Below are 23,859 nucleotides of genomic sequence, written 5' to 3' on the forward strand. Positions count from 1 at the left end.
GATGTCCTATCAGCGGCGGGCCGTGCTCATCCACTATTCCGAGGACGCCGGCCACAGCCATGACAGTTATGTGCAACAGGCGGCGGGCGAGTCCGACACCCGGCAGCGGATCATGCTCGCCGCCGTGCACTACCGGCCGTCGGCGCCGTCGGACACGGTGATCGTGTTCATGCATCCGATGCACGGTCTGGCGCACCATCCGCTGGTCGAACACCTCGCCGCCGCCGGCCACCATGTGCTGTGCTGCCCGAGCCGGTACAGCAGCGACAGTTCGTTGATCATGGAGAAGGTCGTCAGCGACCTCGGCGGGTGCGTCCGCCACCTCAAGGATGAGCTGGGCTATCGCAGGGTGGTGCTGGCCGGCTGGTCCGGCGGTGGCGCGCTGATGGCGTTCTACCAGTCACAGGCGGAAAATCCGACTGTTGTGGACACTCCCGCCGGCGATCCCTACAACCTGGTCAGAGCGGGGTTGATTCCGGCGGACGGGATCATGTTCATCGCCGCGCACGCGAGCCGGCACCAGCTGCTGACCGAATCGCTGGACCCCGCCGTCGTCGACGAGCGCGATCCGTCCGTCCGCGATCCGCGTTGGGATCTCTATGCGACGGACGCGCTGACCCGGCCCCCGTACTCGGCCAGTTTTATCGCCAGCTACCGCGCGGCCCAGATCGACCGCAATCGCCGGATCACGACCTGGGTGCGCGCCACCTTGCGGCACCTGCGCGAGAGCGGGCGGCAGGATGAGGAGTACGCGTTCACCGTGCACGGCACCATGGCCGATCCGAGGTGGCTGGATCCGTCGGTGGACCCAAACGAGCGGCGCGCCAATTGGTGCTACCAGGGCGATCCGCGTGTGGTGAACAACGGCCCGACCGGCCTGGCCCGGTTCAGCACCTTGCGCAGCTGGCTGTCCCAGTGGAGTTACGACGAGTCGATGGCCGACGGCCCGGCGCGCGCCGCCGAGATCAGCGTCCCGGTGCTCGTCATCGCGATGGGCGCCGACGACGCCTGCCCACCCAGCCACCCGCGAGCACTCTTCGACGCGATACCCCACGACGACAAGGAATTCCACGTCATCCCAGGCGTCAACCACTACATCCAGGGCACCCCCGACGGCCTACCGAGGACCCGCGCCCTCTGCCAGAACTGGCTGAAGGCCCACGATTTCGGGTGACCCACCGACACCGCCGTCCTCGGCCCGCCGTGAGCGTCGCCGGGCCGTCCGGCCTCGTATGACGCGCGCTCGCGCACCTTCAGGTAGTACGAGCGGTGATCAACCCCCCAGCCGGCCGTTCGTTGCGCCGCACCGGTTCCTTCCCCGCGCAGGCGGACGAACTCGGTTGGGGGCACCAGCACCCGCCGTTCCTGCGTGCGTCTCCTCCGCCCCGCTCACCCGCGTGTAGTCGAACGTCCTCATCGGACCGCCGCCTTCGACACCGCGGCCACGATCCGCGGGTACGCCGCACAGCGGCAGAGCTTGCCGCTCATCCAATTCCGGGTCTCGGCACAGCCCTTCTTCGTCCCCCGTCAGCGCGAGGCGGTCGCGCAGCGCGTCGACCAGCTCGCTCCAGGTCAACAAGGCCTTCCGGACGAACCTAGACGAACTCGTGGCGCACGATCGTCTGCTCCCGCCCTGGACCGACGCCGATCGCGGAGATGCGGGCGCCGACGAGCTCCTCGATGCGCTCGACGTACGCGCGCGCGTTCGGGGGCAGCTCCTCGAACGAGCGGCACTGGCTGATGTCCTCCCACCAGCCCGGCAGCTCCTCGTAGATCGGCACCGCGTGGTGCACGTCGGTCTGGGTCATCGGCATGTCCTCGGTGCGGAAGCCGTCGACCTCGTAGGCCACGCACACCGGCACCCTCTCCAGGCCGGAGAGCACGTCGAGCTTGGTGAGGAAGTAGTCGGTGATGCCGTTGACGCGCACGGCGTAGCGGCCGATCACGGCGTCGAACCAGCCGGTGCGCCGCGAGCGGCCCGTGGTGACACCGAACTCGCCGCCCGCCTTTCGCAGGTTCTCGCCGGCCTCGTCGTGCAGCTCGGTGGGGAACGGGCCGGAGCCCACACGCGTGGTGTATGCCTTCAGGATGCCGAGCACGGTGGTGATGCGACCGGGCCCGATGCCGGAGCCCGCGCTCGCGCCACCCGAGGTCGGGTTGGACGACGTCACGAACGGGTACGTGCCGTGGTCGACGTCGAGCAGCGTGCCCTGCGAGCCCTCAAGCAGCACCGTCTCGCCGCGCTCGAGCGCCTTGTTGAGCTGGAGGCGGGCGTCGGCGATGCGGTGGGCGAACTTCTCGCCCTGGGACAGCACCAGGTCGGTGACCTCGCCCGCGTCGAGCGCCTTGCGGTTGTAGACCTTGACCAGCACCTGGTTCTTGAACTCCAGCGCGGCCTCGACCTTCTGCCGCAGGATCTTCTCGTCGAGCAGGTCCTGCACGCGCACGCCGACGCGCGCGACCTTGTCCTGGTAGCAGGGCCCGATGCCGCGGCCGGTGGTGCCGATCTTCTTGGCGCCGAGGTAGCGCTCGGTGACCTTATCGATCGCCACGTGGTACGGCATGATCAAGTGCGCGTCGGCGGAGATCAGCAGGCGCTCGGTGTCGACGCCGCGCTCCTCAAGACCGGCGAGCTCGTCGAGCAGCACGCCGGGGTCCACGACCACGCCGTTGCCGATCACGTTGGTGACGCCCGGCGTGAGGATGCCGGACGGGATCAGGTGGAGCGCGAAGTCCTGCCCGTCGGGCAGCACGACGGTGTGGCCCGCGTTGTTGCCGCCCTGGTAGCGGACCACCCACTGAACCCGGTCACCGAGTAGGTCGGTGGCCTTGCCCTTGCCTTCGTCGCCCCATTGGGCACCGATGAGCACGATGGCCGGCATGTGACACTCCTGGTATTCGAGGGCAGGACAAGATGGCGCTGGAAATGCCGGTGCATGAGCCTAACCGAGGAGTTTCACGTGCGGGGACTGGTGCTGGTTTGCGGGCGAGCCGGGGAGTGGTTCACCGCGCCGGAGGGGGTCAGGACCGAGGCGCTTCCGGCGCGGCCCGGCAAGGCGGAGGTGGACCCGCTGCTGACGTCCGAGCTGGTGGTCGTCGGCTCGGACGCCGACCTCGCGGCGGTGGTCCTTCGCTTGCTGCGCAAGGAAAAGCTCGACACCACCACGGTCGGCTACGTGCCCGCCGACGCCGACTCCGCGGTGGCCGCGCAGTGGGGGCTGCCCACCGATCGAAGGCGTGCGCTCGACGTAGCGCTGACCGGATTCGACCGGCCGGTGCCGCTGATCCGCGACGACGCGGGCGGCGTGTTGCTCGGCAAAGGTGTCGTACGTAACCCTCGCGGGGTCGCGTACTGCGACGACACGGTCGCCCTTCGCGGCGAGGCCGGCTCGATCGTCGTGCGCCCGGACCTCGATGGGCCCGGTCTGGTGGCCACCGTCACGCGCGGCAGGCTGATCAAGCGCCGGCAGCGGTTCCCCGCGCGCGCGTTCCAGCTCGGCGGCGCGCCCTCGGTGCCGGTGTCGGACGGCGTGCCCTACCCGAGGCCGATGGAGCGGTGGACCTGGTACCGGCATACCCACGACTTACGTCTGGTCATTGTCGCGCGTTAACGCCAAAGTGTTGATCCCGTCACCTCACTGGGTCACAGTCGGAAAGTCTCCAACTACTCAGTGAGGTGGCGAAGGTGTCCGTTCCCCGCACTTTCCGTCGTGGCCTGATCGCAGTGGGTTCCGCCCTCGCGCTGACGATGCCCCTGAGCGGTGCCGCAGTCGCCGAGCCGCCCGGCATCCCCGACGAGGCGACCGCCCGAGCACAGCTCGGCGAGCTGACCGTCGCGGCCGACGGCCCGATGGACGGCTACGACCGCGACCTGTTCCCGCACTGGAGCGACCAGGGCGACTCCTGCAACACGCGTGAGGCCGTGCTCGAGCGCGACGGCACCGGCGTCGAAAGCGGCTCCGACTGCTACCCGACGTCAGGCACCTGGGAAAGCCCCTACGACGGGGCGACCTGGAGCGAGCCGTCGGACGTCGACATCGACCACGTGGTGCCCCTCGCCGCGGCGTGGCGCAGCGGCGCCGCCGACTGGACGACGGACCAGCGCGAGCAGTTCGCCAACGACCTCTCGGCGCCGCAGCTGATCGCAGTCACCGACAACGTCAACCAGGAGAAGGGTGACCAGTCCCCGGACGAGTGGAAGCCGCCGTCGCAGGACTACTGGTGCACCTACGCGAGCATGTGGATCACCGTGAAGCACAAGTGGGAGCTGACGGTGGACGATGCGGAGAAGGCGGCCCTCACGGAAATGCTCGACGCCTGCTGACCCTTGCCCCGTCTGCAGTGAAGGCCACCATGCCTGCGTTCAACGCAGTGAAGGTGGCCTTCACTGCAGGTGGGTGCACCAGAGGGGTCACTCCGCGAGGCCGGTGGCTTTCGCGGCGGCCGGGTCGGAATCGGCGAGGAACTTCTTGCAGCGGTCGTGCTCGTCGGTCTCGCCGATGCGGCCCGCGGCCTTGGCGAGCACCGCCAGCGCGCGCAGGAAGCCCTGGTTCGGGCGATGGTCCCACGGCACCGGGCCGAAGCCCTTCCAGCCGGCGCGGCGGAGCTGGTCGAGACCACGATGGTAGCCCGTGCGCGCGTAGGCGTACGCGGCGACGATCTCGCCTTCGGCCAGCGCATTCTCGCCCAGCGCGGCCCACGCCTCGCTGAAGTCGGGGTGCTCCGCGGCGACCTCCGCCGGGTCCGTTCCCGCGTCCAGCGCCGCCTGCGCGTCGGGACGCTCCGGGAGCTTCGTGGCGGGCGGTTCGAGGAGGTTGCCGTGTGTCATGGGGCCATTCTGCATCACCCTGCCGTCACAGGAAGACGCTCACCACCAGGCCACTGCCGGCCAGCACGAGCGCCGCGATCAGCACCGCGGCCACGAGTCGTTTCGGCATCATGGCCTCTACTCTGCCGCATGCCGCCGCCACCGGATCGTGTTGCCCCCTAAGGGTGACACCTGGTTTTCGGGCGTTGCACTATCAGCGGTGAAGGCCACCCGGCATGATGCACGGGTGACAAACGCGGCGGCTCTGCCCGACCAGCGCGAATCCGGCATCCCACGGAGCCCGATCGCCAAGACCGTGCTGTTCTTCCGGCGGCACTGGCAGCGGGGCGCTCCCGGGACGCCGACCCCCGAATGGGTCGTCCGGTTCTCGTACGGCATGTGGCTAACGGCGTTCGCGTTCAAGGTCATCGGCGCCTCGTGGGACATGTCGTGGCACTTCAAGTGGCTGCGCGACGACCTGGCTCCGCCGCATCTGATCAACACGGTCGGCACGGTGATCATCTGCGTGCTCGTGGTGCTCCACACCTACACCGGGCTGGCCTGCGACCGGCGTTCGCTGAGGCTCATGCAGGCCGGTCTGGTGATGTTCCTGATCGCCGCGCCGCTCGACGTGATCAACCACCGCGTCAGCGGGCTCGACCTCACCGCGTGGAGCGCCACGCACGGCCTGTTATACCTGGGCACCGGCGTGATGCTCGCCGGCGTGATCGCGGGCTGGCTCCGGGTGTCGCCCCCCGGCAGGACCAGGGCCGTGGTGCTCACCGCGCTGTGGGCGTTCTTCCTGGAGAACACGTTCTTCCCCAACGGCCAGCAGGAGTACGGCATCCTCGAGCTGCGCTCCTGGGAGCGCGGCGAGCCGTACGCGGAGCCGACGCTGCTGGAGTTCGCCGCCGACGACATCGGCCGCTCCGTCGACCGCGAGGCCGTGATCCACTTCGCGCTGCCGATCGACGATTGGGTGTACCCGCTGTGGGGCATCGGCGTGATGGCGCTGATCCTCGCCGCCGCCAGGCACACGGTTGGCAGGGCGTGGACGGCGACGACCGTCGCCGGTGCCTACGTCACGTACCGCGCGATCAGCTGGCCCCTGCTGCTGGCAGGCGACTTCCCCACCTCGACGGTGCCGTTCTACCTGCTGTTCGTCGGACTGGCCGTGGACCTGGCGTTCCGGGCCGCGAGCGCACGCTTCGCCGTGGGCGCCGTGCTCGTGACGGCGTTCGGCTACGGGGCGCTGTGGCTGCAGTCGCAGCTGCGGCCGTGGCTGCTGGGCGACGCGCTCACGGAATCGGCGCCGCCCAGTGCCTACTGGACGGCGCCGATCGTGCTGGTGGGTGTGGCCGCGATCTGGTTCGCGACGGCCCGGTCGCGAAGGTCAGAGCTTCTTGCCGGCTGACTTGAGGTTCTCGGCGGCCTCGACCACGCGCTTGGCCATCGAGCCCTCGGCGGCCTTGAGGTAGCTGCGGGGGTCGTACGTCTTCTTGTTGCCGACCTCGCCGTCCACCTTCAGCACGCCGTCGTAGTTCTTGAAGAAGTGGTCGGCGATGGGGCGGGAGAAGGCGTACTGGGTGTCGGTGTCGACGTTCATCTTCACGACGCCGTACGACACCGCCTCGTGGATCTCCTCCAGCAGCGAGCCCGAACCACCGTGGAAGACGAGCTCGAACGGCTTGGAGCCCTCGGGCAGGCCGAGCTTCTCCGCCGCGACCTGCTGACCGCGCTTGAGCACGTCGGGACGCAGCCGCACGGCACCGGGCTTGTAGGCGCCGTGCACGTTGCCGAACGTGGCGGCGAGAAGATAGCGGCCCTTCTCGCCGGACCCCAGCGCGTCGACGGTCTTCACGAAGTCGCCCTCGGCGGTGTAGAGCTTCTCGTTGATCTCGTTGGAGACGCCGTCCTCCTCGCCGCCGACGACCCCGATCTCGACCTCGAGGATGATCTTCGCGGCGGCGGCCTTCTCCAGCAGCTCAGCGGCGATGGTGAGGTTCTCGTCGAGATCGATGGCCGAGCCATCCCACATGTGGGACTGGAAGAGCGGGTTCTCGCCCCGGTTCACGCGCTCCTGCGAGATCTCGATGAGCGGGCGGACGAAGCCGTCCAGCTTGTCCTTGGGGCAGTGGTCGGTGTGCAGCGCGACATTGATCGGGTACTTCGCGGCGACGACGTGGGCGAACTCGGCGAGCGCGGTGGCTCCGGTGACCATGTCCTTGACGGCCTGGCCGGACGCGAACTCGGCACCACCGGTGGAGAACTGGATGATCCCGTCGCTCTCCGCCTCCGCGAAGCCGCGGATGGCCGCGTTCAACGTCTCCGACGAGGTCACGTTGATGGCCGGGTACGCGAACTCGTTCGCCTTGGCCCGGTCCAGCATCTCGGCATAGACCTCGGGTGTGGCGATGGGCATCGTTGTCCTCCTCGACGGTGTCCTTTTGCCCCGCATCCTACGAGCCCACCCCCACCCGCGCGGCAGACTGCAGTGAAGGCCACCTTCACTGCGTTCAACGCAGTGAAGGTGGCCTTCACTGCAGATCAGAAGAGGGCTTCGGCGAGGGCTCGGTAGGTCGGGAGCGGGTCGGCGTCGTCGGGAAGGTTGTGGAGGCAGACGTGGTCGGCGCCGGCCTCCAGATGCGCGTTCAGCCCACGCGCGATCGTCCGCGCGTCGCCGTGCAGGCCGAGCGCGTCGATCAGCCGGTCACTGCCGCCGTCGGCGATCTCGGACTCGTCCCAGCCGAGCCTGCGCAGGTTGTTCACGTAGTTGCGCAGGTTGAGGTACGGCATGTTGATCGGCGGGCGGGCGATCTCGCGGGCCAGTGCCGCGTCGGTCTCGAGCACCACCTTGTGTTCGGGCGCCAGCAGCACGTCGGGGCCGAGGAGCTCGCGCGCCTGCCGCGTGTGGTCCGGCGTGGTGAGGTACGGGTGCGCCCCGGCCGTGCGCTCGGCGGAAAGCTCGAGCACCTTCGGGCCGAGCGCGGCCAGTGCGCGGCCCTCCACCGGGACACCGGCCTCGTCCAGCTCGTCGAGGTAGGAAACGATCTTGTCGTAGGGCTTCTGGTACTCGGCGGTCGCCTCAGGGTGACCGACGCCGACGCCGAGCAGGAAGCGGTCGGGGTGCTTCGCCGTGATCCGGTGGTAGGAGGCGCCCACGGTCTTGGCGTCGGCGGTCCACATGTTGACGATGCCGGTGGCGACGGCGATCGTGCTGGTCGCGTCGAGCAGGCTCTCGGCGAGCGTGAGGTCGGCGGGCGGCGACCCACCGATCCAGATCGCGCCGTAGCCGAGTTTCTCCACCTCGGCCGCCAGCTCGGGAGTGAGCCCCGCGGCGCCGCGCCAGATTCCGTACTTTCCCAGTTTCACAGCCATGCACCCGTTCAACATCGACTCGGGGCGGTTGTGTTCCCCGCACTCTCTACCGACGAGTAGCCTACTCTGAGTAAGTTGAGGTACGGTGCCTTCAGACCCACCCGAGGAGGCACCAATGGCGTTCCTGTCCGGCAGCGTAAAAGGCAGAGTCGTGCTCATCACCGGGGCCGCGCGCGGAATCGGCGCCGGGCTCGCCGAGCGACTCGCCGCCGACGGCGCGAAGGTCGCGCTCGTCGGGCTCGAGGCCGCCGAGCAGCAGAAGGTAGCCGACCGCATCGGACCCGCCGCCAGGTCGTGGGAAGCCGACGTCACGAGCTGGGACGACCTGGAGCAGGCCGCCAAGGGGGTCGTGGACCACTTCGGGGGCATCGACATCGTCATCGCCAACGCGGGCATCGCCAGCACGGGCTTCGTCCGCTCGGTGGACCCGACCGCGTTCGAGAAGGTGATCGAGGTCGACCTGCTCGGTGTGTGGCGCACCTTCCGCGTCACGATGCCGCACGTGCTCGAGCGCAAGGGTTACCTGCTGGCGATCTCGTCGCTCGCCGCCATCACGCACGCGCCCGGCATGGCCAACTACGCGGCCGCGAAGGCCGGGGTCGAGGCGTTCTGCAACAGTCTGCGCGCGGAAGTCGCGCACCTCGGTGTCAAGGTCGGGGTGGCGCACCCGACGTGGATCAAGACCGACCTCGTGGAGAGCGCCGACTCCCACCCCGTGTTCGGCAAGCTGCGGGCGGGCATGCCCGGGCTGATCGGCAAGACCTACCCGCTCGACGTCGCGCTCGACTGCATCGAGGCCGGCGTGAAGCGACGCGCCAGGACCATCCACGTGCCGAGGTGGGTCGGCGGGCTGAAGTTGATCCGCGCGTTCCTGCCGCCGATCATCGAGCTCGGCTCCCGGAGCAGGGTGCCCGCCGCCGACCGGGCGGCGCTGGAGGACATCGCCGCCCGCGGAGCCCGCGAGGCCGCCGTCACCGGACACGGGGGCAGGGCGGCGACGAAGTAGGAGGCGAGAGCTGATGTCCCGGCGCGAGCAGATCAGGATGACCACGGACGAGGTGGTCGCGTACCTCGCCGCGCAGAAGGTCATCAACGTCGCGACGATGGGCCCGAACGGCAGACCACACCTCGCCCCGCTCTGGTACGTGCCGAGGGGCGAGGCCGTGGCGACCTGGACCTACCGCAAGTCGCAGAAGGTCGCCAACCTGCAGCGGCTGCCGCAGGCGACGGTGCTCGTCGAGTCCGGTGACTCCTACGAGAAGCTGCGCGGCGTCTCCATGGAATGCGACGTGGAGCTGATCGAGGACACCCACGCGGTGGCTGCGATCGGCACGGAGCTGCTGCTGCGCTACAGCGGCGAGCCCACGGCCACCGAGGAGCTGAAGGCCGGCGTCGCGAAGCAGGCACCCAAGCGGATCGGCCTGCTGCTGACGCCGACCAAGGTCGTCAGCTGGGACCACACGAAGCTCGGCGGGGTGTACTGACTCCTTCGGCCCTGGCTCCCGCGCGCTCCGGCTGCGATGATGGCGTGGATCACTCGATGAGGAGTGCGCTGTGGAGCTACGACTGGAAATCGCTCAGTCGTGGCGGCGGGCCGAGCTCTCCGGGTTGAAGCCGAGCAGTCCCGCCGACCGGCTGGAAGTCCGCGACATCGACACCAGCAGCAGACTGCTGCGGGCGGCCACTCCTGTGCTCGACGAGATCGCCCGGCACCTCGACGACACGCGGTTGTGCGTGGTGCTGGCCGACCGCGACTCCCGCATCGTGGCGAGACGATTCGGCAACCGCTCCGTGGAGCGGGTCCTCGACAGCGTCAGCGCCGTGCCCGGCTGCCAGTTCACGGAGGAGACCAGCGGCACCAACTCGATCGCGACCCCGTACGAGGTGCGCAGGGGCGTCGCGGTGCACGGCGACGAGCACTACCTGGAGGCATTCAAGCAGTTCACCTGCTACGGCCACCCGATCGTCCACCCCGCCACCAAGCGCCTCGAGGGCGTGCTCGACATCACCGGCCTCGTCGAGGACACCAACCCGCTGCTCGGCCCTTTCCTCGCACACGCCGCCGCCGACATCGAGCAGCGCCTGCTCGACGGCTCCAACCAGGCCCAGCAGCGGCTGCTCGCCGCGTTCCAGGCCGCCCAGCACCGCTCGTCGGCCGTGCTCGCGCTCGGCGAGGACGTGGTGCTCGCCAACAGCACGGCCGTGGACCTCGTCGACGCGTGCGACCACGCGCTGCTGCGCGAGGTGAGCCGCACGCGGCGCGGTGTGCGCAGGCTGCGGCTGTCCTCGGGCACCGAGGTCGAGGTGCGGATGGAGGCCGTGTCGGTCAACGCCGGGATGCTGTTCGAACTGGCTCCCTTGCGGCCCGCGTACCCCACTCACGTGCGCAGGCGCGCGCTCGGCGGCGTGCTGCCCGCCGACGCGGAGGAACGGCTCCGGCGCAGCTCGCTCGCGCGTCGCCGGGTGCTCGTGGCGGGCGAGCCGGGCACTGGGCGCACCGCGGCGACCGCCGTGCTGGCGGGCGCGGAGCCACTGGTGCGGCTCGACGCCGCCGACGTGCCCGTGCTGGGCGAGGCAGCGTGGTGCGAACGGCTGGAGGAGCTCGCGGCCGGGCATCCCGGTCTGGTCGCGGTGCGGGACGTGCACCTGCTGCCCGCCGTGCTCGCGGCGCGGCTCGCGCGGCTGCTGGACACCTCGCCCGCGTGGTTCGTGCTCACCAGCGGACCGCTCACGGATCTGCGGGACGAGCACGCCGCTCTGGCCGCGCGGGTGCACCGGCGCGTCGAGCTGCCCCCACTTCGCGAACGGCGAGCCGACATCCCCGCGCTCGCCCGCACACTGCTGGGCGGGGTCCCCGGCGGCACGTCGCTGCGCCTCACGGCGGGAGCCCTCGAACTGCTCGCCGCGCAGCCGTGGCCGGGTAACCTCCGCGAGCTGGAAACCGTGCTGGAGGAGGCCGCCCAGCTCCGTTCCGCCGGCGACATCACCGCGAGGGACCTCGCGCCCAGCTGCCAGGTGAGCGCCGCATCACCCCAGCTCACGGGCTGGGAGCAGGCCGAGCACGACGCGATCACCAAGGCGCTCGCCGCCGTCGGCGGCAACAAGGTGCACGCGGCGAAACAGCTCGGCATCAGCCGCTCCACCCTCTACAACCGGATGCGGGCGCTGCGCATCAGCGGTTAGGTGTGCAGGATTTGCACACTCGCGGGTCTCCGAGCCGTTCGACAATCACGGCACGACGTAGCAACGGCGCACGTGAGGAGACAGCTGTGAAGACGAAGGCAGCGGTACTGTTCGACGCTGGCAAGCCCTTCGAGATCCTCGAACTCGACCTGGACGGCCCCGGCCCCGGCGAGGTGCTGATCAAGTACACGGCCGCCGGTCTGTGCCACTCCGACCTGCACCTGATCGACGGCGACCTCGCGCCCCGGTTTCCGATCATCGGCGGCCACGAGGGCGCGGGCATCATCGAGGAGGTCGGCCCCGGCGTCACCAAGGTCCAGCCCGGCGACCACGTGGTTTGCAGCTTCATCCCGAACTGCGGCACGTGCCGCTACTGCGCGACGGGCCGCTCGAACCTCTGCGACATGGGCGCGACGATCCTCGACGGGCACATGCCGGACGGGACGTTCCGGTTCCACTCCGGCGGCCAGGACTTCGGCGCGATGTGCATGCTCGGCACGTTCTCCGAGCGGGCGACGATCTCGCAGCACTCGGTGGTGAAGGTCGACGAGTGGCTGCCGCTGGAGACGGCGGTGCTGGTGGGCTGCGGTGTGCCGACCGGATGGGCGACCGCGAACTACTCGGGCGGTGTGCGCGCTGGCGACACCACGGTGATCTACGGCATCGGCGGCATCGGCATCAACGCCGTGCAGGGCGCGGCGCACGCGGGCGCCAAGAACGTCGTGGTGGTGGACCCGGTGGAGTTCAAGCGGGAGAGCGCGCTGAAGCTCGGCGCGACCCACGCGTTCGCGACGGCGGGCGAGGCAGCGGAGAAGATCGCCGAGCTGACCTGGGGCCAGATGGCCGACCAGGCGCTGATCACGGTGGGAACCGTGGACGAGCAGGTGGTGACCGACGCGTTCAACGCCGTCGGCAAGGGCGGCACCGTGGTGATCACCGGGCTGGCGAACCCGGAGAAGCTGACCGTGCACGTCTCGGGCGGCGTGCTGACGCTGTTCGAGAAGACGATCAAGGGCACGCTGTTCGGCTCGGCCAACCCGCAGTACGACATCGTCAAGCTGCTGCGCCTCTACGACGCGGGCAAGCTCAAGCTCGACGAGCTCGTGACGACCAAGTACACGCTGGAGCAGGTCAACGAGGGCTACCAGGACCTGCGTGACGGCAAGAACGTCCGCGGCGTCATCGTCCACGCTCAGTAACCACCCCAACGCTCCCCAAGGCCACCTTTGTTGCGCTCAACGCACCAAAGGTGGCCTTGGGGGAAGTTCACTGGGCCGGGAGCCAGGCGCCGATCACCGGTTTGAACTCGCGGACCTTACGCTGCGCGATCGCGCCTTCCAGGTGGTACGGGTCCTGGTCGATCAGCTTCTGCAGCTCCTCGCGGTTCTCGGCCTGGTACATGGCCACGCCGCCCTTGTCGTCGTCCACCGGGCCGGCGATCGCGACGACCCCCTGCTCGGCGAGCGACACCAGGAAGTCACGGTGCCGCGGCCGGACCTCGGCGAACTTCTCCGGCACGTACTCGATTTCGACCAAGAACCAGGCCACTGCTTCCTCCGGATGATCTAGCGTTGTGCGTAGTTCGCGCACCGTATCGGTACCTGACGGTCATCTGAGAACGCTGGGTAATGCCAGTTCGACCCGATACGCTGAGTGCGCGTCAGTTTCGCGCTCCACGGAGCTGGAGAACGCCGTCGAGGGATGGGCAGGTTTCGATGCAGGGCAGCGCCGAGCCCATGCGCCAGCGCAACGCCGCAGCAGCAGGGAGAAACGTCGAGAGCAGTGTCGAGCAGACGCTCGGGCACCTGCGCACGTTGGACGCTCCCGTGCCCAAAGCCCAACCCTCGGGCCCGCTGACGCTCGAGGACCTCTACCGCCAGCACCGCATGCGGCTGGTGCGGCTCGCCATCCTGCTCGTCGACGAGCCCGCGACCGCCGAGGACGTGGTGCAGGAGGCCTTCACCGGTCTGCACCGCAACTGGGGCAAGCTCCGCGATGCCGCGGCCGCCGTCGGCTACCTGCGCACGGCCGTGGTGAACGGTTCGCGCAGCGTGCTGCGCCGTCGCAAGACCGCTCGCGAGTACGTGCCCCCGCACGCCGTGAACGCGCGTTCTGCCGAGAGCCTCGCGATGCTGTCGACCGAGCACCAGGCCGTGGTCAGCGCACTCTCGAAGCTCCCGCCCCGCCAGCGGGAGGTGCTGGTGCTGCGCTACTACGGCGGGCTGTCTGAAGCGGAGATCTCCGAGGCGGCGGGCATCTCCAAGGGCACCGTCAAGTCCACGGCGAGCCGGGCACTGGAGGCTCTCCAGCGGGCCATGCACGACGGTAGAAACTGAATAACAAGGTAGCCTCGATATTTCGTGAGTTGCCGACATTCTGGTCTGGACCAATATGATGTGGTCGTGAACGGCTCCGACGATTTCGTGCTCACCGGCGGGCGGCTGGCCTGCCCCGACGGCGTACTCGACGACGGCTGGCTCTCCGTCTCCGGAGGGCGCATCGCCGAGCTGGGCACGGGCGCGCCGCCCGAGGGCAGGCACGTCGACGTCCGCGGAGCCCTCGTCGTCCCCGGCTTCGTCGACACCCACTGCCACGGCGGGGGCGGCGCGTCGTTCTCCACCACCGACCCCGCCGAGGCGGCCAGGGCCATCGCGGCCCACCGCAGGCACGGCACCACGACCATGCTGGCAAGTCTGGTCTCCGACCCGATCGGCGTGCTCACCGACCAGCTCGCGGCGCTCTCGGAGCTGGTCGAGGACGGCGAGCTGGCCGGGGTGCACCTGGAAGGTCCGTTCATCGCGCAGGCCCGCTGCGGCGCACACGATCCGGCCGCGCTCCGGGAACCCGACACGAGCGCGGTGGACTCGCTGCTCGACGCGAGCAGGGGCCACGTCCGCATGGTCACGCTCGCGCCCGAGCTGACCGGCGGCATCAAGGCCGTGCGCCAGCTCACCGAGTCGGGCGTCATCGCGGCGATCGGGCATACCGACGGCACGGAGGAGCAGGTACGACCTGCCGTCGACGCCGGTGCGACGGTGGCCACCCACCTCTTCAACGGCATGCGGCCGCTGCACCACCGGGAGCCGGGTCCGGTCGGCGTGCTCCTCGACGACGAGCGGGTGACCGTGGAGCTGATCTGCGACCTCGTCCACGTGCACCCCACCGTGCTCCGGCTGGCCGCGCGGCACGCGGGCAAGGACCGGACGGTGCTGGTCACCGACGCGATGTCGGCGACGGACGCAGCAGACGGCACCTACACGCTCGGCAGGCTCGCCGTCGACGTGCGCGACGGCGTCGCGACGCTCGCGGGCAACGGTGCGCTCGCCGGCAGCACACTCACGATGGACGCCGCCTTCCGCAACCTCGTCCACGGCGCGGGGCTGAGCGTCACCGACGCGGTGCGTGCTACCGCGAGTAGACCGGCCGAGCTGCTCGGCATCGCGGATCGCACCGGCCGGCTGTGCCGCGGCCTGCAGGCCGACCTGGTACTTCTCGGTGATGATCTTTGCCCAATGGGGGTATTGCGCCGCGGCGAGTGGGTAACTCGCAGCGACCACTAGACTCTCCTGGGTGGTGGAGTACCGCGTCGACGAACTCGCCCGCGTTGCGGGCACGACGGTCGGAAACGTACGGGTCTACCAGGACCGCGAGCTGCTTCCTCCACCCGAGCGACGAGGCCGCGTCGCGCTCTACTCGGACGCGCACCTGGCCCGGCTGCGGGTGATCCTCGGGCTGCTCAAGCGCGGTTACACGTTCGCGCAGATCCGCGAGATGCTCACCACCTGGCAGTCGGGCCGCGACCTGGAGGACCTGCTGGGCCTCGAACAGGTGCTGGCCTCGCCGTGGAGCGACGAGCCGACGGAGCGCGTGGCGCTGGCCGACCTGCTCGCCGAGTTCCGGGACCACGCCGTCGACGACGAGGCGATCGCGAGGCTGGTGCGACTCGGCGTGTTCACCCACGACGGGCCCGCGCACGTGCTCGTGCGCAGTCCCCGGCTCCTGCACGCGGGCAGGGAACTGCTCGCGGCGGGCGTGCCCCTGCCCACGCTGCTGGAGATCGCCGAGCAGGTGCGGTGGCAGACCGACCAGCTCGCGGCGATGTTCCTGCGGATGGTGGACGAACACGTGGTGCCGGGCCGCGACACGGGCTGGACCCCGAGCGCCGACGACCTGCCCGCGCTCACCGAGCAGGCGAAGACCCTGCGACCGCTGGCCCAGTCCACGGTCACAGCGTTCCTCGCCAAGTCGATGAGCCGTGCGCTGAGCGACTGGTTCGCCGAACGCTTCGGACCCCTGTCCCAGCAGCACTACCCTGAACAGCGATGACCGACGACCCCGAGCGCCTGCTGGCCGAGGCACTGCGCGCGCAGGCGCGCAACGCGCCGCCCGCCGGGCCGAGCTCGCCCCGGCGGGAGCCGCCTCCCGTCGTCGAGACCCCCGGTGGGTACGGCCTGCTGTCCGGAGCCGGTGAGGGGTCGCTCGAACGCGAACGGGCCGCACTGGACGCGCTCGCGCAGCCCGACCCCGTCCCCGCCCAGCCGAAAGCACGGCAGCCGGAACCGCTGTCGCTGTACTGGATCTTGCTGCTGACGCTGCTGCTCGGTCTGGCCTCGGGGTGCGTGATCGGCCTGCTGACGCTCTTGTGAAAGCAGGCACTAAGGCTCAGGTGAGCCCACAGGGCGACCCTGTACCTTGTCCAGCGTGAATCTCGCGCAGACGCCGGCCCAGATGTCGATCATGCCCGACTGGCTCAACCCAGAGCACCTGCTCTCGGGCATCGGGCCCGTCGTGGTCGCCGTGCTGTGTCTGATCCTCTTCGCGGAGAGCAGCGTCTTCCCGGTGCTGCCGGGTGACTCACTGCTGTTCACGGCCGGTCTCTTCGTCGCGAACGGCAGCCTCGACGTGCCGCTGTGGCTGGTCTGCGTGCTCGCCACGGTCGCCGCGATCATCGGCAACGTCGTGGGCTACGGCATCGGCTGGAAGGTCGGGCCGAAGCTGTTCAACCGGCCGGACTCGCGGTTCTTCAAGCAGGAGCACGTCGACAAGACGCACGCTTTCCTGGAGAAGCACGGCCCCAAGGCGATCGTGCTCGCCCGGTTCGTGCCGTTCGTGCGCACGTTCATCACGTGGCTGGCGGGTATCGGCCGCATGGGCCCGAAGAAGTACTTCACCTACACGGTCCTCGGCGGCATCGTGTGGGCCGCCGGGCTCATCGTGCTCGGCGCGATGCTCGGCAACATCGCCTTCATCCGCGACAACGTCGACGCGATCTTCGTGCTGATCGTGCTGGTGTCAGTGCTGCCGATCGTCTTCGAGTACCTGAAGGCGCGCCGCGAGAAGCGGACGCCGACCGAGAACTGACGCTCACTCCAGCGAGAACATCGACCCTGGGTTGAACAGGCCGTCCGGGTCGAGCGCGCGCTTGAGCCGCTGGTGCACCCGCAGGCCGACGGGACCGATCTCGCGTTCGAGCCAGTCCTGCTTGAACTTGCCGACGCCGTGCTCGCCGGTCACCGTGCCGCCGAGCGCGAGGCCGAGGTCGAGGATCGCGTCGAACGCCTTGCGGGCCCGGTCGAACTCGCCGTCGGCCCCCGCGTCGTAGACCACGGTGGGGTGCATGTTCCCGTCGCCGGCGTGCCCGCAGACGGCGATGCGAAGGCCGACGTCGTCGCTGATCCGCTCGCAGCCCTCGATGAGGTCCGCGATGCGCGTGCGGGGAACGCACACGTCGTCGGTCATGTTCGCCCCCAGCGCGGCCAGCGCGTAGTGCACCGAGCGGCGGGCCTGCATCAGCAGGTTGCCCTCGGCGAGGTCCTCGGTGGCGTGGGTCATCTCCGCGCCTGCGTCGGCGCACACCTGCCGCAGCGCCGCCAGTTCCCTGCGGGCCACCTCGCCGCCCGCGTCGGACTGGCACAGCAGCAGGGCACCGGAGCCGGAGCCCGCGCCGAGGTCGGTGCTGAGGTGGTCCTCGACGGCGGCGATCGTGGCGGCGTCCATGATCTCCATGAGCGAGGGCACGAGGCCCTCACGCACGATGCGGCTCACCGCGGCGCCCGCGTCCCTCGTGGAGGAGAACGCGGCGACGAGCGTGCCCGGCGCCTGCGGCAGCGGCCGCAGGGCCAGGGTGGCCTGAGTGATGACGCCGAGGGTGCCCTCGCTGCCGACGAAAAGCTTGGTGAGGTCGTAGCCCGCGACGCCCTTCACCGTGCGGCGCCCGGTGCGCAGCAGCGAGCCGTCGGCGAGCACGACCTCCAGCCCGAGCACGGAGTCGGTGGTGACGCCGTACTTCACGCAGCACAGCCCGCCCGCGTTGGTGGCAAGGTTGCCGCCGATCGTGCACCAGTCGTAGCTGGAGGGGTCGGGAGGGTAGAACAGGCCGTGCTTGGCGACGGCGTCGCGAAGGTGCAGGTTCACCACGCCGGGCTGGACCACGGCGAGCCGGTTGTCGGCGTCGATCTCCAGGATCTCGTCGAGCTTCGTGGTCACGAGCACCACGCAACCCTCGATCGCGTTGGCGCCGCCGCAGATCCCGCTGCCGGCGCCGCGCGGCACGATCGGGACGCCCGCCTCAGCGCAGGCCCGCACTGTCGCCTGCACCCCGGCCACATCGGAGGGCAGCACCACCGCGAGTGGCACCCCTGCGGGCGCCAGCGGCATCTCGTCCCGGGAGTAGGCGGCGGTCACGTCCGGATCGGTGAGCACGGCTTCGGCACCGAGCTCCTCGCGCAACGTCGACAGCAGTGTCATGCCGTCAAAGCTATCGCGCCATCCCGTACACGCGGTCCACGCGCAACCGCAGAACGAGACGCTCATCGGCCACCATCGCGGCGCGGTACTCGGCCCAGTCGGGGTGCTCTCCCCTGATCGCACGGTAGAGGTCGATCAGCTCCGCCACGGCGTCGTCGTGCTCGTCCTTCGCCACCGGTGACAGCTCGGCGACGCCCTCCGCGACGGCGTAGGACCAGCCGTCGGCGCTCGACACGTGGTAGCTCGCCCTCGGGTCGCGGCGGAGGTTCCTCGTCTTGGCCCTGCCGTCGGTGATGGAGACCCGCAGGAGGCCGCGCTCCGGGTCGTAGTGGTGGTTGACGTTGGACAGCTGGGGCCTGCCGTCGCGCTTGAGCGTGGCGAGCACGCCGAACGGCCGCTCGGCGAGCAGCGCGCGCAGGGAGTCGTCTCGGGTCATGTCCGCGCAACGCGACCGGGTCGCCGGACATTCCGCTCACACACACGGGTGACGAGCCCGGTGGTCTGGCCCACAGGGCCGGCAATGGAGTTGCACGGAACCCCGGAACGGGGACATTCTTGCTTTAGGCAACTAGTTGCACGACACAAACAAGACATCCGTGACGAAAGACCTGCTCATGGCCCCTGCATCCCAGGACACCGCCCGGCCGACCGAGGCCGAGCTGACCGTCGCCGACGAGCTGGGCGCGCAGCTGGTCAGGTTCATGCGGGCGATGACGCGGGCGAAGTCGCAGGTCGCGAAGCGGGGACCGGACGGCATCGAGCGCGCGGCCTACGCGATCCTGTTCACGCTCGTCCACGACGGACCGCAGCGCACGAGCCGGCTCGCCGAGTCGTTGCACTCCGACATCTCCACGATCAGCAGGCAGAGCAGCTCGCTGGTCCAGCACGGCCTCGTCGAGCGCACCGCCGACCCCGAGGACGGCCGCGCCTGCCTGCTGGCGCCCACCGACGAGGGGCTGCGGGTGTTCGAGGAGAACCGCAGGCTCCGCGGCCACTGGCTCGCCAAGCTGCTCGCCGACTGGCCCGAAGAGGACCGGCACACGCTCACGCGGCTCATCGACCGGCTCAACGCAGCCATCGAGAACTTCGATCCACAGCAGTTCAGCACCACCGAGGGGGACAACGCATGACATCCGCCGCCCAGAAGCCAGCGGCGCCCGAACCGGATCCGGACAGCGGACCCAACCTGAGCCACCGCCAGATCGTCGTCATCCTGATCGGGCTGATGACCGGAATGTTCCTGGCCGCACTGGACCAGACCATCGTCGGCACGTCCATCCGCACGATCGCCGACGATCTGAACGGGCTCAGCCTGCAGGCGTGGATCACCACGGCGTACCTGATCACCGCGACGATCGCGACACCGATCTACGGCAAACTTTCCGACATCTACGGGCGCAAACCGTTCTACCTCGCGGCGATCTCGATCTTCGTGCTCGGTTCGGTGGCGGCGACGTTCGCGCAGTCGATGTACCAGCTCGCGGCGTTCCGCGCCGTCCAGGGGCTCGGCGCCGGTGGTCTGATGTCGCTGGCGCTGACGATCCTCGGCGACATCGTGCCGCCCCGGCAGCGCGCCCGCTACCAGGGCTTCTTCCTCGCCGTGTTCGGCACGTCGACGGTGCTCGGCCCGGTACTGGGCGGGTTCCTCGCGGGGCTCGACTCAATCGCGGGGATCACCGGCTGGCGCTGGGTGTTCCTCGTCAACGTGCCGCTGGGCATCATCGCGCTGTTCGTGGTGGCGAAGGTGCTGAACGTGCCGCACCAGCGGCAGCAGCACCGCATCGACTGGTGGGGCGGCCTCGCGCTGGTGATTTGCCTCGTCCCGCTGCTGCTGATCGCCGAGCAGGGCCGCGAGTGGGGCTGGGGCTCCACCCGCGCCGTGATCTGCTACGGCGTCGGCGCCGTCGGACTCGTGCTCTTCCTCTTCGTCGAGCACGTAATGAAGGACGAGGCCCTGATCCCGCTGCGCCTGTTCCGCAACTCGACGTTCACCGTCGCGATCGCGGGCGGCGTGATCGTCGGTGTCGCGATGTTCGGCTCGATCATGCTGATCCCGCAGTACCTGCAGATCGTGCAGGGCTACTCGCCGACGGAGGCGGGTCTGCTGTCGCTGCCGCTGATGCTCGGCGTCATGACGGCCTCGGTCACGTCGGGCCAGCTGACCTCGCGCACGGGCCGGTACAAGATCTTCCCGGTCGTCGGCACCGCCCTGATGACAGTGGGCATGCTGCTGTTCGCCCAGGTCGAGTGGGACAGCCCGATCTGGCAGCCCATGGTCTACATGGCCGTGATCGGGCTCGGACTCGGTGGCTGCATGCAGACCCTGATCATCGCCGTGCAGAACGCGGGCCCTCGCCGCGACATGGGCGTGTCCACGGCCTCGGCGACGTTCTTCCGCCAGATCGGCGGCACGCTGGGTGTCGCGGTGTTCCTGTCGGTGCTGTTCAGCACCCTGAACGACAACATCGCCGACGCCTTCCGCTCGGCGGGCGTCGCACCCTCGGCCATGAACGCGGCGGGCAACGACATCATGACCGACTCGTCGTTCCTGCAGCAGATCCCGATCGAGCAGGCGCGGCCGTTCTTCATCGGCTTCACCGACTCGATCAGCCTGGTGTTCTACATCGGCGCGGGCGTGGCCGCGCTCGCGTTCCTCGTGCTGCTGTTCATGAAGGAGATCCCGCTGGCCGACAGCGCGCCGAAGGCCGCGGTGATGGAGGGCGGCGAGGCGCTGATCGACACCGACAATGCTGCCGCCCCGGAAGCCCAGCGCGAGGCGGCGCTCGCCGACGCGGACGAGGCGCTCGACCGCGAACCCGAGCTGGTCGCGGCGGGCAGGCACTCGCGGGCCGACGAGAACGGGCACGCCGAACTGCGCGGCGCCACGGCGCCGATCACGGCCTCGACGGGCTTCCGCGATGCGGTGGAGACACCGGGGCTGCCCGTCACCGGGCACATCCGCAGGCAGGACGGCTCCTCCGTCGCGGGTGCGGCCCTCACCCTGATCGACCAGCGGGGCAGGCAGGTCGCACGGGGCATCGGCCAGTCCGACGGCGGTTACACGATCGGCGCCCCGGACACGGGTACCTACGTGCTGATCGTGTCGGCGGGCGGCCACCAGCCGCAGGCTTCGAGCGTCGTCGTGGGCGGCACCGGCGCCCCGACGCGCGTGGACATCACGCTGACCGGCTCCGGCGAGGTCACCGGCGTGGTGCGGGCCGCGGGCAGCGGGACGCCGCTGGCGAACGCGACCGTGACGCTCGCCGACTCGCGCGGCGAGGTCACCGCCGCGTGCGGCACGCAGGCCGACGGGACCTACGTGTTCACGGGCGTCACCTCGGGCGCCTACACGCTCGTCGCGAGCGGGGACCGGCTGCGGCCCGCCGCCGTGACGCTGACCGTGCCCGACAGCGGCGTGCTGCACCACGACATCGAGCTCGCCGGCTCGGTGCTGCTGAGCGGCACGGCGCTCGCCGAGGACGACCGGCCGGTGCGCGACGCGCGGATCACCGTGCTCGACGCCGACGGCAATGTGGCCGCGGTGGCCAGGACCGACGAGTCCGGTCGCTACGTGGTGAGCGACCTGCCCGAGGGCGACTACACCGTGGTCGCGAGCGGGTACCCGCCCGCGACGAGCCAGGTGACCGTCGCGGGTGGGGAAGCCGAGCACGACGTGCGCCTCGGCTACGACCAGGTGATCGACGACCTGGCGGGGAACGACCGCTGATGGCGGGGCTCTCGGGACTCGTCCGCACCGCCGAGGGCTGGGCGGTGGAACACGCCGTGCTGACCGTGACCGACCTCGGCGGGCGGCAGGCCGCGAGGGCCACGGCGGACGCGCAGGGTGCGGTGGTCACCGAACCGCTCGCCCCCGGCGTCTACACCGCCGTGGTGACGGCGCCGGGATACCTGCCCGTCGCCCGCACCGCCCAGGTCGCGAGTGACGGCTCCGGCTCGATCGGCGACGTCACCCTCGCCCCGGAGGAGGGCGCGATCGAGCTGCCACCGCCGGGGCCCTGGGTGATCGACCCCGTGCACTCCTCGGTGGTGGTGACGGCCCGGCACCTCGGGATCGCGAGCATCAAGGCACGCTTTCCCGACCTCTCGGGCCGGATCGTGGTGGAGCGGCCCGTCGAGCGCTCGTCGGTGCGCGCCCGCATCGAAGCGGCGTCGATCGACACCGGCATCAAGATGCGCGACGACCACCTGCGCTCGGCCGACTTCCTCGACGTGGCCACGTACCCGGCCATCGAATTCGCGGGCACCGGCCTGGCGCAGAAGGGCGCCGACACCTGGCTGTTGCGCGGTGAGCTGGTGCTGCACGGGCAGCGCCGCGAGATCGAACTGGACCTGCGCTACGGCGGGTACGGGCCCGATCCGTGGGGTGGCGTACGCGCTGCGTTCCACGCCGAGACGCAGCTGCGCCGCGACGACTTCGCGATCAACTACAACGCGATGGTGCGGGCCGGCGTGGCCGCGATCGGCACCACCGTCAAGGTGGAGCTCGACATCCAGGCGCTCCAGGGAGAGCGGCTTCCGGAGTTCTGAGCCACGCCGCTCGTGACCGGGTGGAAACCGGAACGACACCGTTCGGGTTAGGTCCACACCGGGAAGCCACGTACGCTGCCGGGCGTGGGTATCGTGCACGCCGAAGCCGCCGGCGTCGGGCTGGACTGGCTCGCGACGGCCGGTCCGCTCCTCGTCTGGGTCATCGTGCTCAGCTTCGTGTTCATCGAATGCGCGCTGATCGTCGGGCTGTTCCTGCCCGGCGACTCGCTGCTCTTCGGGGCCGGGGTGGTGCTGGCGCAGCACAGCGCGGAAGGCCACGCGTGGGCGCTGTCCGGGGTGGCCCTGGTCGTCGCCGTGGTCGGCAACCAGGTCGGCTACTACATCGGCAGGCAGACGGGCACGAAGTTCATCGCGCGGCGCGGCGGCAAGGTGCTCAACCAGGCCAACCTCGAACGAGCGCGTGCCTTTCTCAACCGCAGGGGCTTCCTGGCGATCGTGGCGGCCCGCTGGATCCCGTGGGTGCGCACGCTCGCCCCGCTGATCGCGGGTGCGGCGCGCATGGATCCCCGGCGCTTCATGCTGGCGACCACCGCCGGCGCGGTGCTGTGGGTACCGACGCTGGTGCTGATCGGCTACTACGGCGCCGGGCTGCTCGACGTGGTGCCGTGGCTCAAGACGGCGCTGGTGTGGGGCAGCGTGGCGTTCTTCGTGATCGGCACGGCCTACGGCGTGTACCGCTACCGCCAGGAGATGCGCCGCCCGGTGGAGACCGAGACGGAGGCGGCGAGCGCCTGAGCCGTCACTCCGGCTCCGCCCACACCTCGAGCTGGATGCCGTCGGGGTCGCGGAACACCACGACCAGGGAGCCGGGCACGGTGCGCGAGGGCGTCGCCGGAGTGTGGGTGACGCCGTACTCGGCGAGCCGCTCCTCCCACCGCTGCAGCTCGGCGAACGAGCCGACCTTGAACGCGACGTGGTCGAGCCCGGTATGCCGCTCGTCGAAGGGCGGCCGCTCGACGTGGGCGTGCTGGACGAGCATCACGGAGAAGCCGTCACCGGGCGCGCGCAGCAGCACCTTCCGCAACCCCTTCTCGGGGTCGTCGCGGCGCGAGATCTCCTCGAACTCCAGCACCCGCTCGTACCACGGCACGCTGCGGTCGACGTCGGTGACCGTGAGAGCCAGATGGTGCACACTCGCGAGCTTGGTCATTTCTCACAGTCGTCCTTCCACCCCC

General features: G+C 70.0%; 25 protein-coding genes and 1 pseudogene. 17 read left to right on the plus strand and 9 right to left on the minus strand.

The window, feature by feature from the left end; all coding sequences use genetic code 11:
- Position 1 precedes the first annotated feature (1 nt).
- The gene (locus FCN18_RS00590; RefSeq protein ID WP_137092759.1) at positions 2–1,174 is read left to right on the plus strand and encodes a serine aminopeptidase domain-containing protein; all 1,173 of its coding nucleotides are present in this window, start codon (positions 2–4) and stop codon (positions 1,172–1,174) included.
- Positions 1,175–1,413: 239 nt separating this feature from the next.
- On the opposite strand, the pseudogene FCN18_RS00595 reads toward FCN18_RS00590, so the two are convergent.
- A pseudogene (locus FCN18_RS00595) lies at positions 1,414–1,497 on the minus strand ((2Fe-2S)-binding protein); the annotation flags it as partial.
- Positions 1,498–1,595: 98 nt separating this feature from the next.
- Positions 1,596–2,882 (minus strand): adenylosuccinate synthase, encoded by a 1,287-nt coding sequence (locus FCN18_RS00600; protein ID WP_112265484.1) that lies wholly within the window; start codon positions 2,880–2,882, stop codon positions 1,596–1,598.
- Between the two features lie 78 nt (positions 2,883–2,960).
- Here FCN18_RS00600 and FCN18_RS00605 point away from each other — a divergent pair, with 78 nt between their 5' ends.
- Together FCN18_RS00605 and FCN18_RS00610 are read left to right on the plus strand one after the other, a co-directional pair.
- On the plus strand, positions 2,961–3,611 hold the full coding sequence (locus FCN18_RS00605; RefSeq protein ID WP_407675762.1) for a hypothetical protein: 651 nt from the start codon (positions 2,961–2,963) through the stop codon (positions 3,609–3,611).
- A 137-nt stretch (positions 3,612–3,748) separates the two neighbouring features.
- On the plus strand, positions 3,749–4,324 hold the full coding sequence (locus tag FCN18_RS00610; RefSeq protein WP_137093299.1) for an HNH endonuclease family protein: 576 nt from the start codon (positions 3,749–3,751) through the stop codon (positions 4,322–4,324).
- Positions 4,325–4,411: 87 nt separating this feature from the next.
- Here the strand turns inward: FCN18_RS00610 and FCN18_RS00615 are convergent, their stop codons facing one another.
- Positions 4,412–4,828, minus strand: coding sequence for a DUF3151 domain-containing protein (locus tag FCN18_RS00615; protein ID WP_112265486.1), 417 nt, complete (start codon positions 4,826–4,828; stop codon positions 4,412–4,414).
- A 226-nt stretch (positions 4,829–5,054) separates the two neighbouring features.
- On the opposite strand from FCN18_RS00615, the gene FCN18_RS00620 reads away from it, so the two are divergent.
- A complete protein-coding gene (locus tag FCN18_RS00620) occupies positions 5,055–6,221 on the plus strand; it encodes a hypothetical protein (RefSeq protein WP_228713540.1) in 1,167 nt (388 codons plus the stop codon).
- On the opposite strand, the gene fbaA is transcribed toward FCN18_RS00620, so the two are convergent.
- Together fbaA and FCN18_RS00630 are read right to left on the minus strand one after the other, a co-directional pair.
- A complete protein-coding gene (fbaA, locus tag FCN18_RS00625) occupies positions 6,201–7,229 on the minus strand; it encodes a class II fructose-bisphosphate aldolase (RefSeq protein WP_112265488.1) in 1,029 nt (342 codons plus the stop codon). The genes FCN18_RS00620 and fbaA overlap by 21 nt on opposite strands.
- A 125-nt stretch (positions 7,230–7,354) precedes the next feature.
- Positions 7,355–8,185 carry an LLM class F420-dependent oxidoreductase gene (locus FCN18_RS00630; protein ID WP_137092760.1) on the minus strand — a complete coding sequence of 277 codons (831 nt, stop codon included), beginning with the start codon at positions 8,183–8,185 and terminating at the stop codon, positions 7,355–7,357.
- 115 nt (positions 8,186–8,300) lie between these two features.
- Here FCN18_RS00630 and FCN18_RS00635 point away from each other — a divergent pair, with 115 nt between their 5' ends.
- The 4 genes from FCN18_RS00635 to FCN18_RS00650 all read left to right on the plus strand — a co-directional run bounded on the left by FCN18_RS00635 (position 8,301) and on the right by FCN18_RS00650 (position 12,567).
- A complete protein-coding gene (locus FCN18_RS00635) occupies positions 8,301–9,191 on the plus strand; it encodes an SDR family oxidoreductase (protein ID WP_137092761.1) in 891 nt (296 codons plus the stop codon).
- Between the two features lie 13 nt (positions 9,192–9,204).
- The gene (locus FCN18_RS00640; RefSeq protein ID WP_137092762.1) at positions 9,205–9,669 is read left to right on the plus strand and encodes a pyridoxamine 5'-phosphate oxidase family protein; all 465 of its coding nucleotides are present in this window, start codon (positions 9,205–9,207) and stop codon (positions 9,667–9,669) included.
- Between the two features lie 70 nt (positions 9,670–9,739).
- Positions 9,740–11,368: a sigma-54-dependent Fis family transcriptional regulator gene (locus FCN18_RS00645; protein WP_137092763.1), complete on the plus strand. Its 1,629-nt coding sequence runs from the start codon at positions 9,740–9,742 to the stop codon at positions 11,366–11,368.
- Positions 11,369–11,454: 86 nt separating this feature from the next.
- Positions 11,455–12,567, plus strand: coding sequence for an NDMA-dependent alcohol dehydrogenase (locus FCN18_RS00650; protein ID WP_112265498.1), 1,113 nt, complete (start codon positions 11,455–11,457; stop codon positions 12,565–12,567).
- A 67-nt stretch (positions 12,568–12,634) separates the two neighbouring features.
- On the opposite strand, the gene FCN18_RS00655 is transcribed toward FCN18_RS00650, so the two are convergent.
- Positions 12,635–12,916, minus strand: coding sequence for a YciI family protein (locus FCN18_RS00655; protein WP_112265500.1), 282 nt, complete (start codon positions 12,914–12,916; stop codon positions 12,635–12,637).
- 167 nt (positions 12,917–13,083) lie between these two features.
- Between FCN18_RS00655 and FCN18_RS00660 the strand changes: the two genes are divergently transcribed.
- From FCN18_RS00660 to FCN18_RS00680, 5 genes are all read left to right on the plus strand, one after another.
- Complete coding sequence (locus FCN18_RS00660) at positions 13,084–13,704, plus strand: RNA polymerase sigma factor (RefSeq protein WP_112265502.1); 621 nt, start codon at positions 13,084–13,086, stop codon at positions 13,702–13,704.
- An 87-nt stretch (positions 13,705–13,791) separates the two neighbouring features.
- On the plus strand, positions 13,792–14,928 hold the full coding sequence (gene nagA / locus FCN18_RS00665; RefSeq protein ID WP_137093303.1) for an N-acetylglucosamine-6-phosphate deacetylase: 1,137 nt from the start codon (positions 13,792–13,794) through the stop codon (positions 14,926–14,928).
- 10 nt (positions 14,929–14,938) lie between these two features.
- Positions 14,939–15,694: a MerR family transcriptional regulator gene (locus FCN18_RS00670; RefSeq protein WP_137092764.1), complete on the plus strand. Its 756-nt coding sequence runs from the start codon at positions 14,939–14,941 to the stop codon at positions 15,692–15,694.
- Positions 15,691–16,014, plus strand: coding sequence for a hypothetical protein (locus tag FCN18_RS00675; protein ID WP_112265506.1), 324 nt, complete (start codon positions 15,691–15,693; stop codon positions 16,012–16,014). Before FCN18_RS00670 ends, FCN18_RS00675 begins: the two co-directional genes overlap by 4 nt.
- A 55-nt stretch (positions 16,015–16,069) precedes the next feature.
- Positions 16,070–16,729 carry a DedA family protein gene (locus FCN18_RS00680; RefSeq protein ID WP_137092765.1) on the plus strand — a complete coding sequence of 220 codons (660 nt, stop codon included), beginning with the start codon at positions 16,070–16,072 and terminating at the stop codon, positions 16,727–16,729.
- 3 nt (positions 16,730–16,732) lie between these two features.
- Here FCN18_RS00680 and FCN18_RS00685 read toward each other — a convergent pair whose 3' ends face one another.
- The gene (locus tag FCN18_RS00685; RefSeq protein WP_137092766.1) at positions 16,733–18,115 is read right to left on the minus strand and encodes an FAD-binding oxidoreductase; all 1,383 of its coding nucleotides are present in this window, start codon (positions 18,113–18,115) and stop codon (positions 16,733–16,735) included.
- Positions 18,116–18,125: 10 nt separating this feature from the next.
- Positions 18,126–18,551: a PPOX class F420-dependent oxidoreductase gene (locus FCN18_RS00690; protein WP_112265512.1), complete on the minus strand. Its 426-nt coding sequence runs from the start codon at positions 18,549–18,551 to the stop codon at positions 18,126–18,128.
- Positions 18,552–18,729: 178 nt separating this feature from the next.
- On the opposite strand from FCN18_RS00690, the gene FCN18_RS00695 reads away from it, so the two are divergent.
- The 4 genes from FCN18_RS00695 (at position 18,730) to FCN18_RS00710 (ending at position 23,419) form a co-directional block, all read left to right on the plus strand.
- Complete coding sequence (locus FCN18_RS00695) at positions 18,730–19,245, plus strand: MarR family winged helix-turn-helix transcriptional regulator (protein WP_112265514.1); 516 nt, start codon at positions 18,730–18,732, stop codon at positions 19,243–19,245.
- Entirely contained in the window at positions 19,242–21,842 is a 2,601-nt protein-coding gene (locus FCN18_RS00700; RefSeq protein ID WP_137092767.1) for an MFS transporter, read from the plus strand. The genes FCN18_RS00695 and FCN18_RS00700 overlap by 4 nt, the downstream gene beginning before the upstream one ends.
- Positions 21,842–22,663 carry a YceI family protein gene (locus FCN18_RS00705; RefSeq protein WP_112265518.1) on the plus strand — a complete coding sequence of 274 codons (822 nt, stop codon included), beginning with the start codon at positions 21,842–21,844 and terminating at the stop codon, positions 22,661–22,663. Before FCN18_RS00700 ends, FCN18_RS00705 begins: the two co-directional genes overlap by 1 nt.
- A gap of 84 nt (positions 22,664–22,747) precedes the next feature.
- Entirely contained in the window at positions 22,748–23,419 is a 672-nt protein-coding gene (locus FCN18_RS00710) for a DedA family protein (RefSeq protein WP_206077778.1), read from the plus strand.
- Between the two features lie 4 nt (positions 23,420–23,423).
- Here FCN18_RS00710 and FCN18_RS00715 read toward each other — a convergent pair whose 3' ends face one another.
- Positions 23,424–23,834 carry a VOC family protein gene (locus FCN18_RS00715; protein ID WP_112265520.1) on the minus strand — a complete coding sequence of 137 codons (411 nt, stop codon included), beginning with the start codon at positions 23,832–23,834 and terminating at the stop codon, positions 23,424–23,426.
- Between the last annotated feature and the right edge of the window lie 25 nt (positions 23,835–23,859).

Origin of the sequence: Prauserella endophytica, assembly GCF_005146945.1 — a bacterium.
Lineage (GTDB): Bacteria > Actinomycetota > Actinomycetes > Mycobacteriales > Pseudonocardiaceae > Prauserella_A > Prauserella_A endophytica.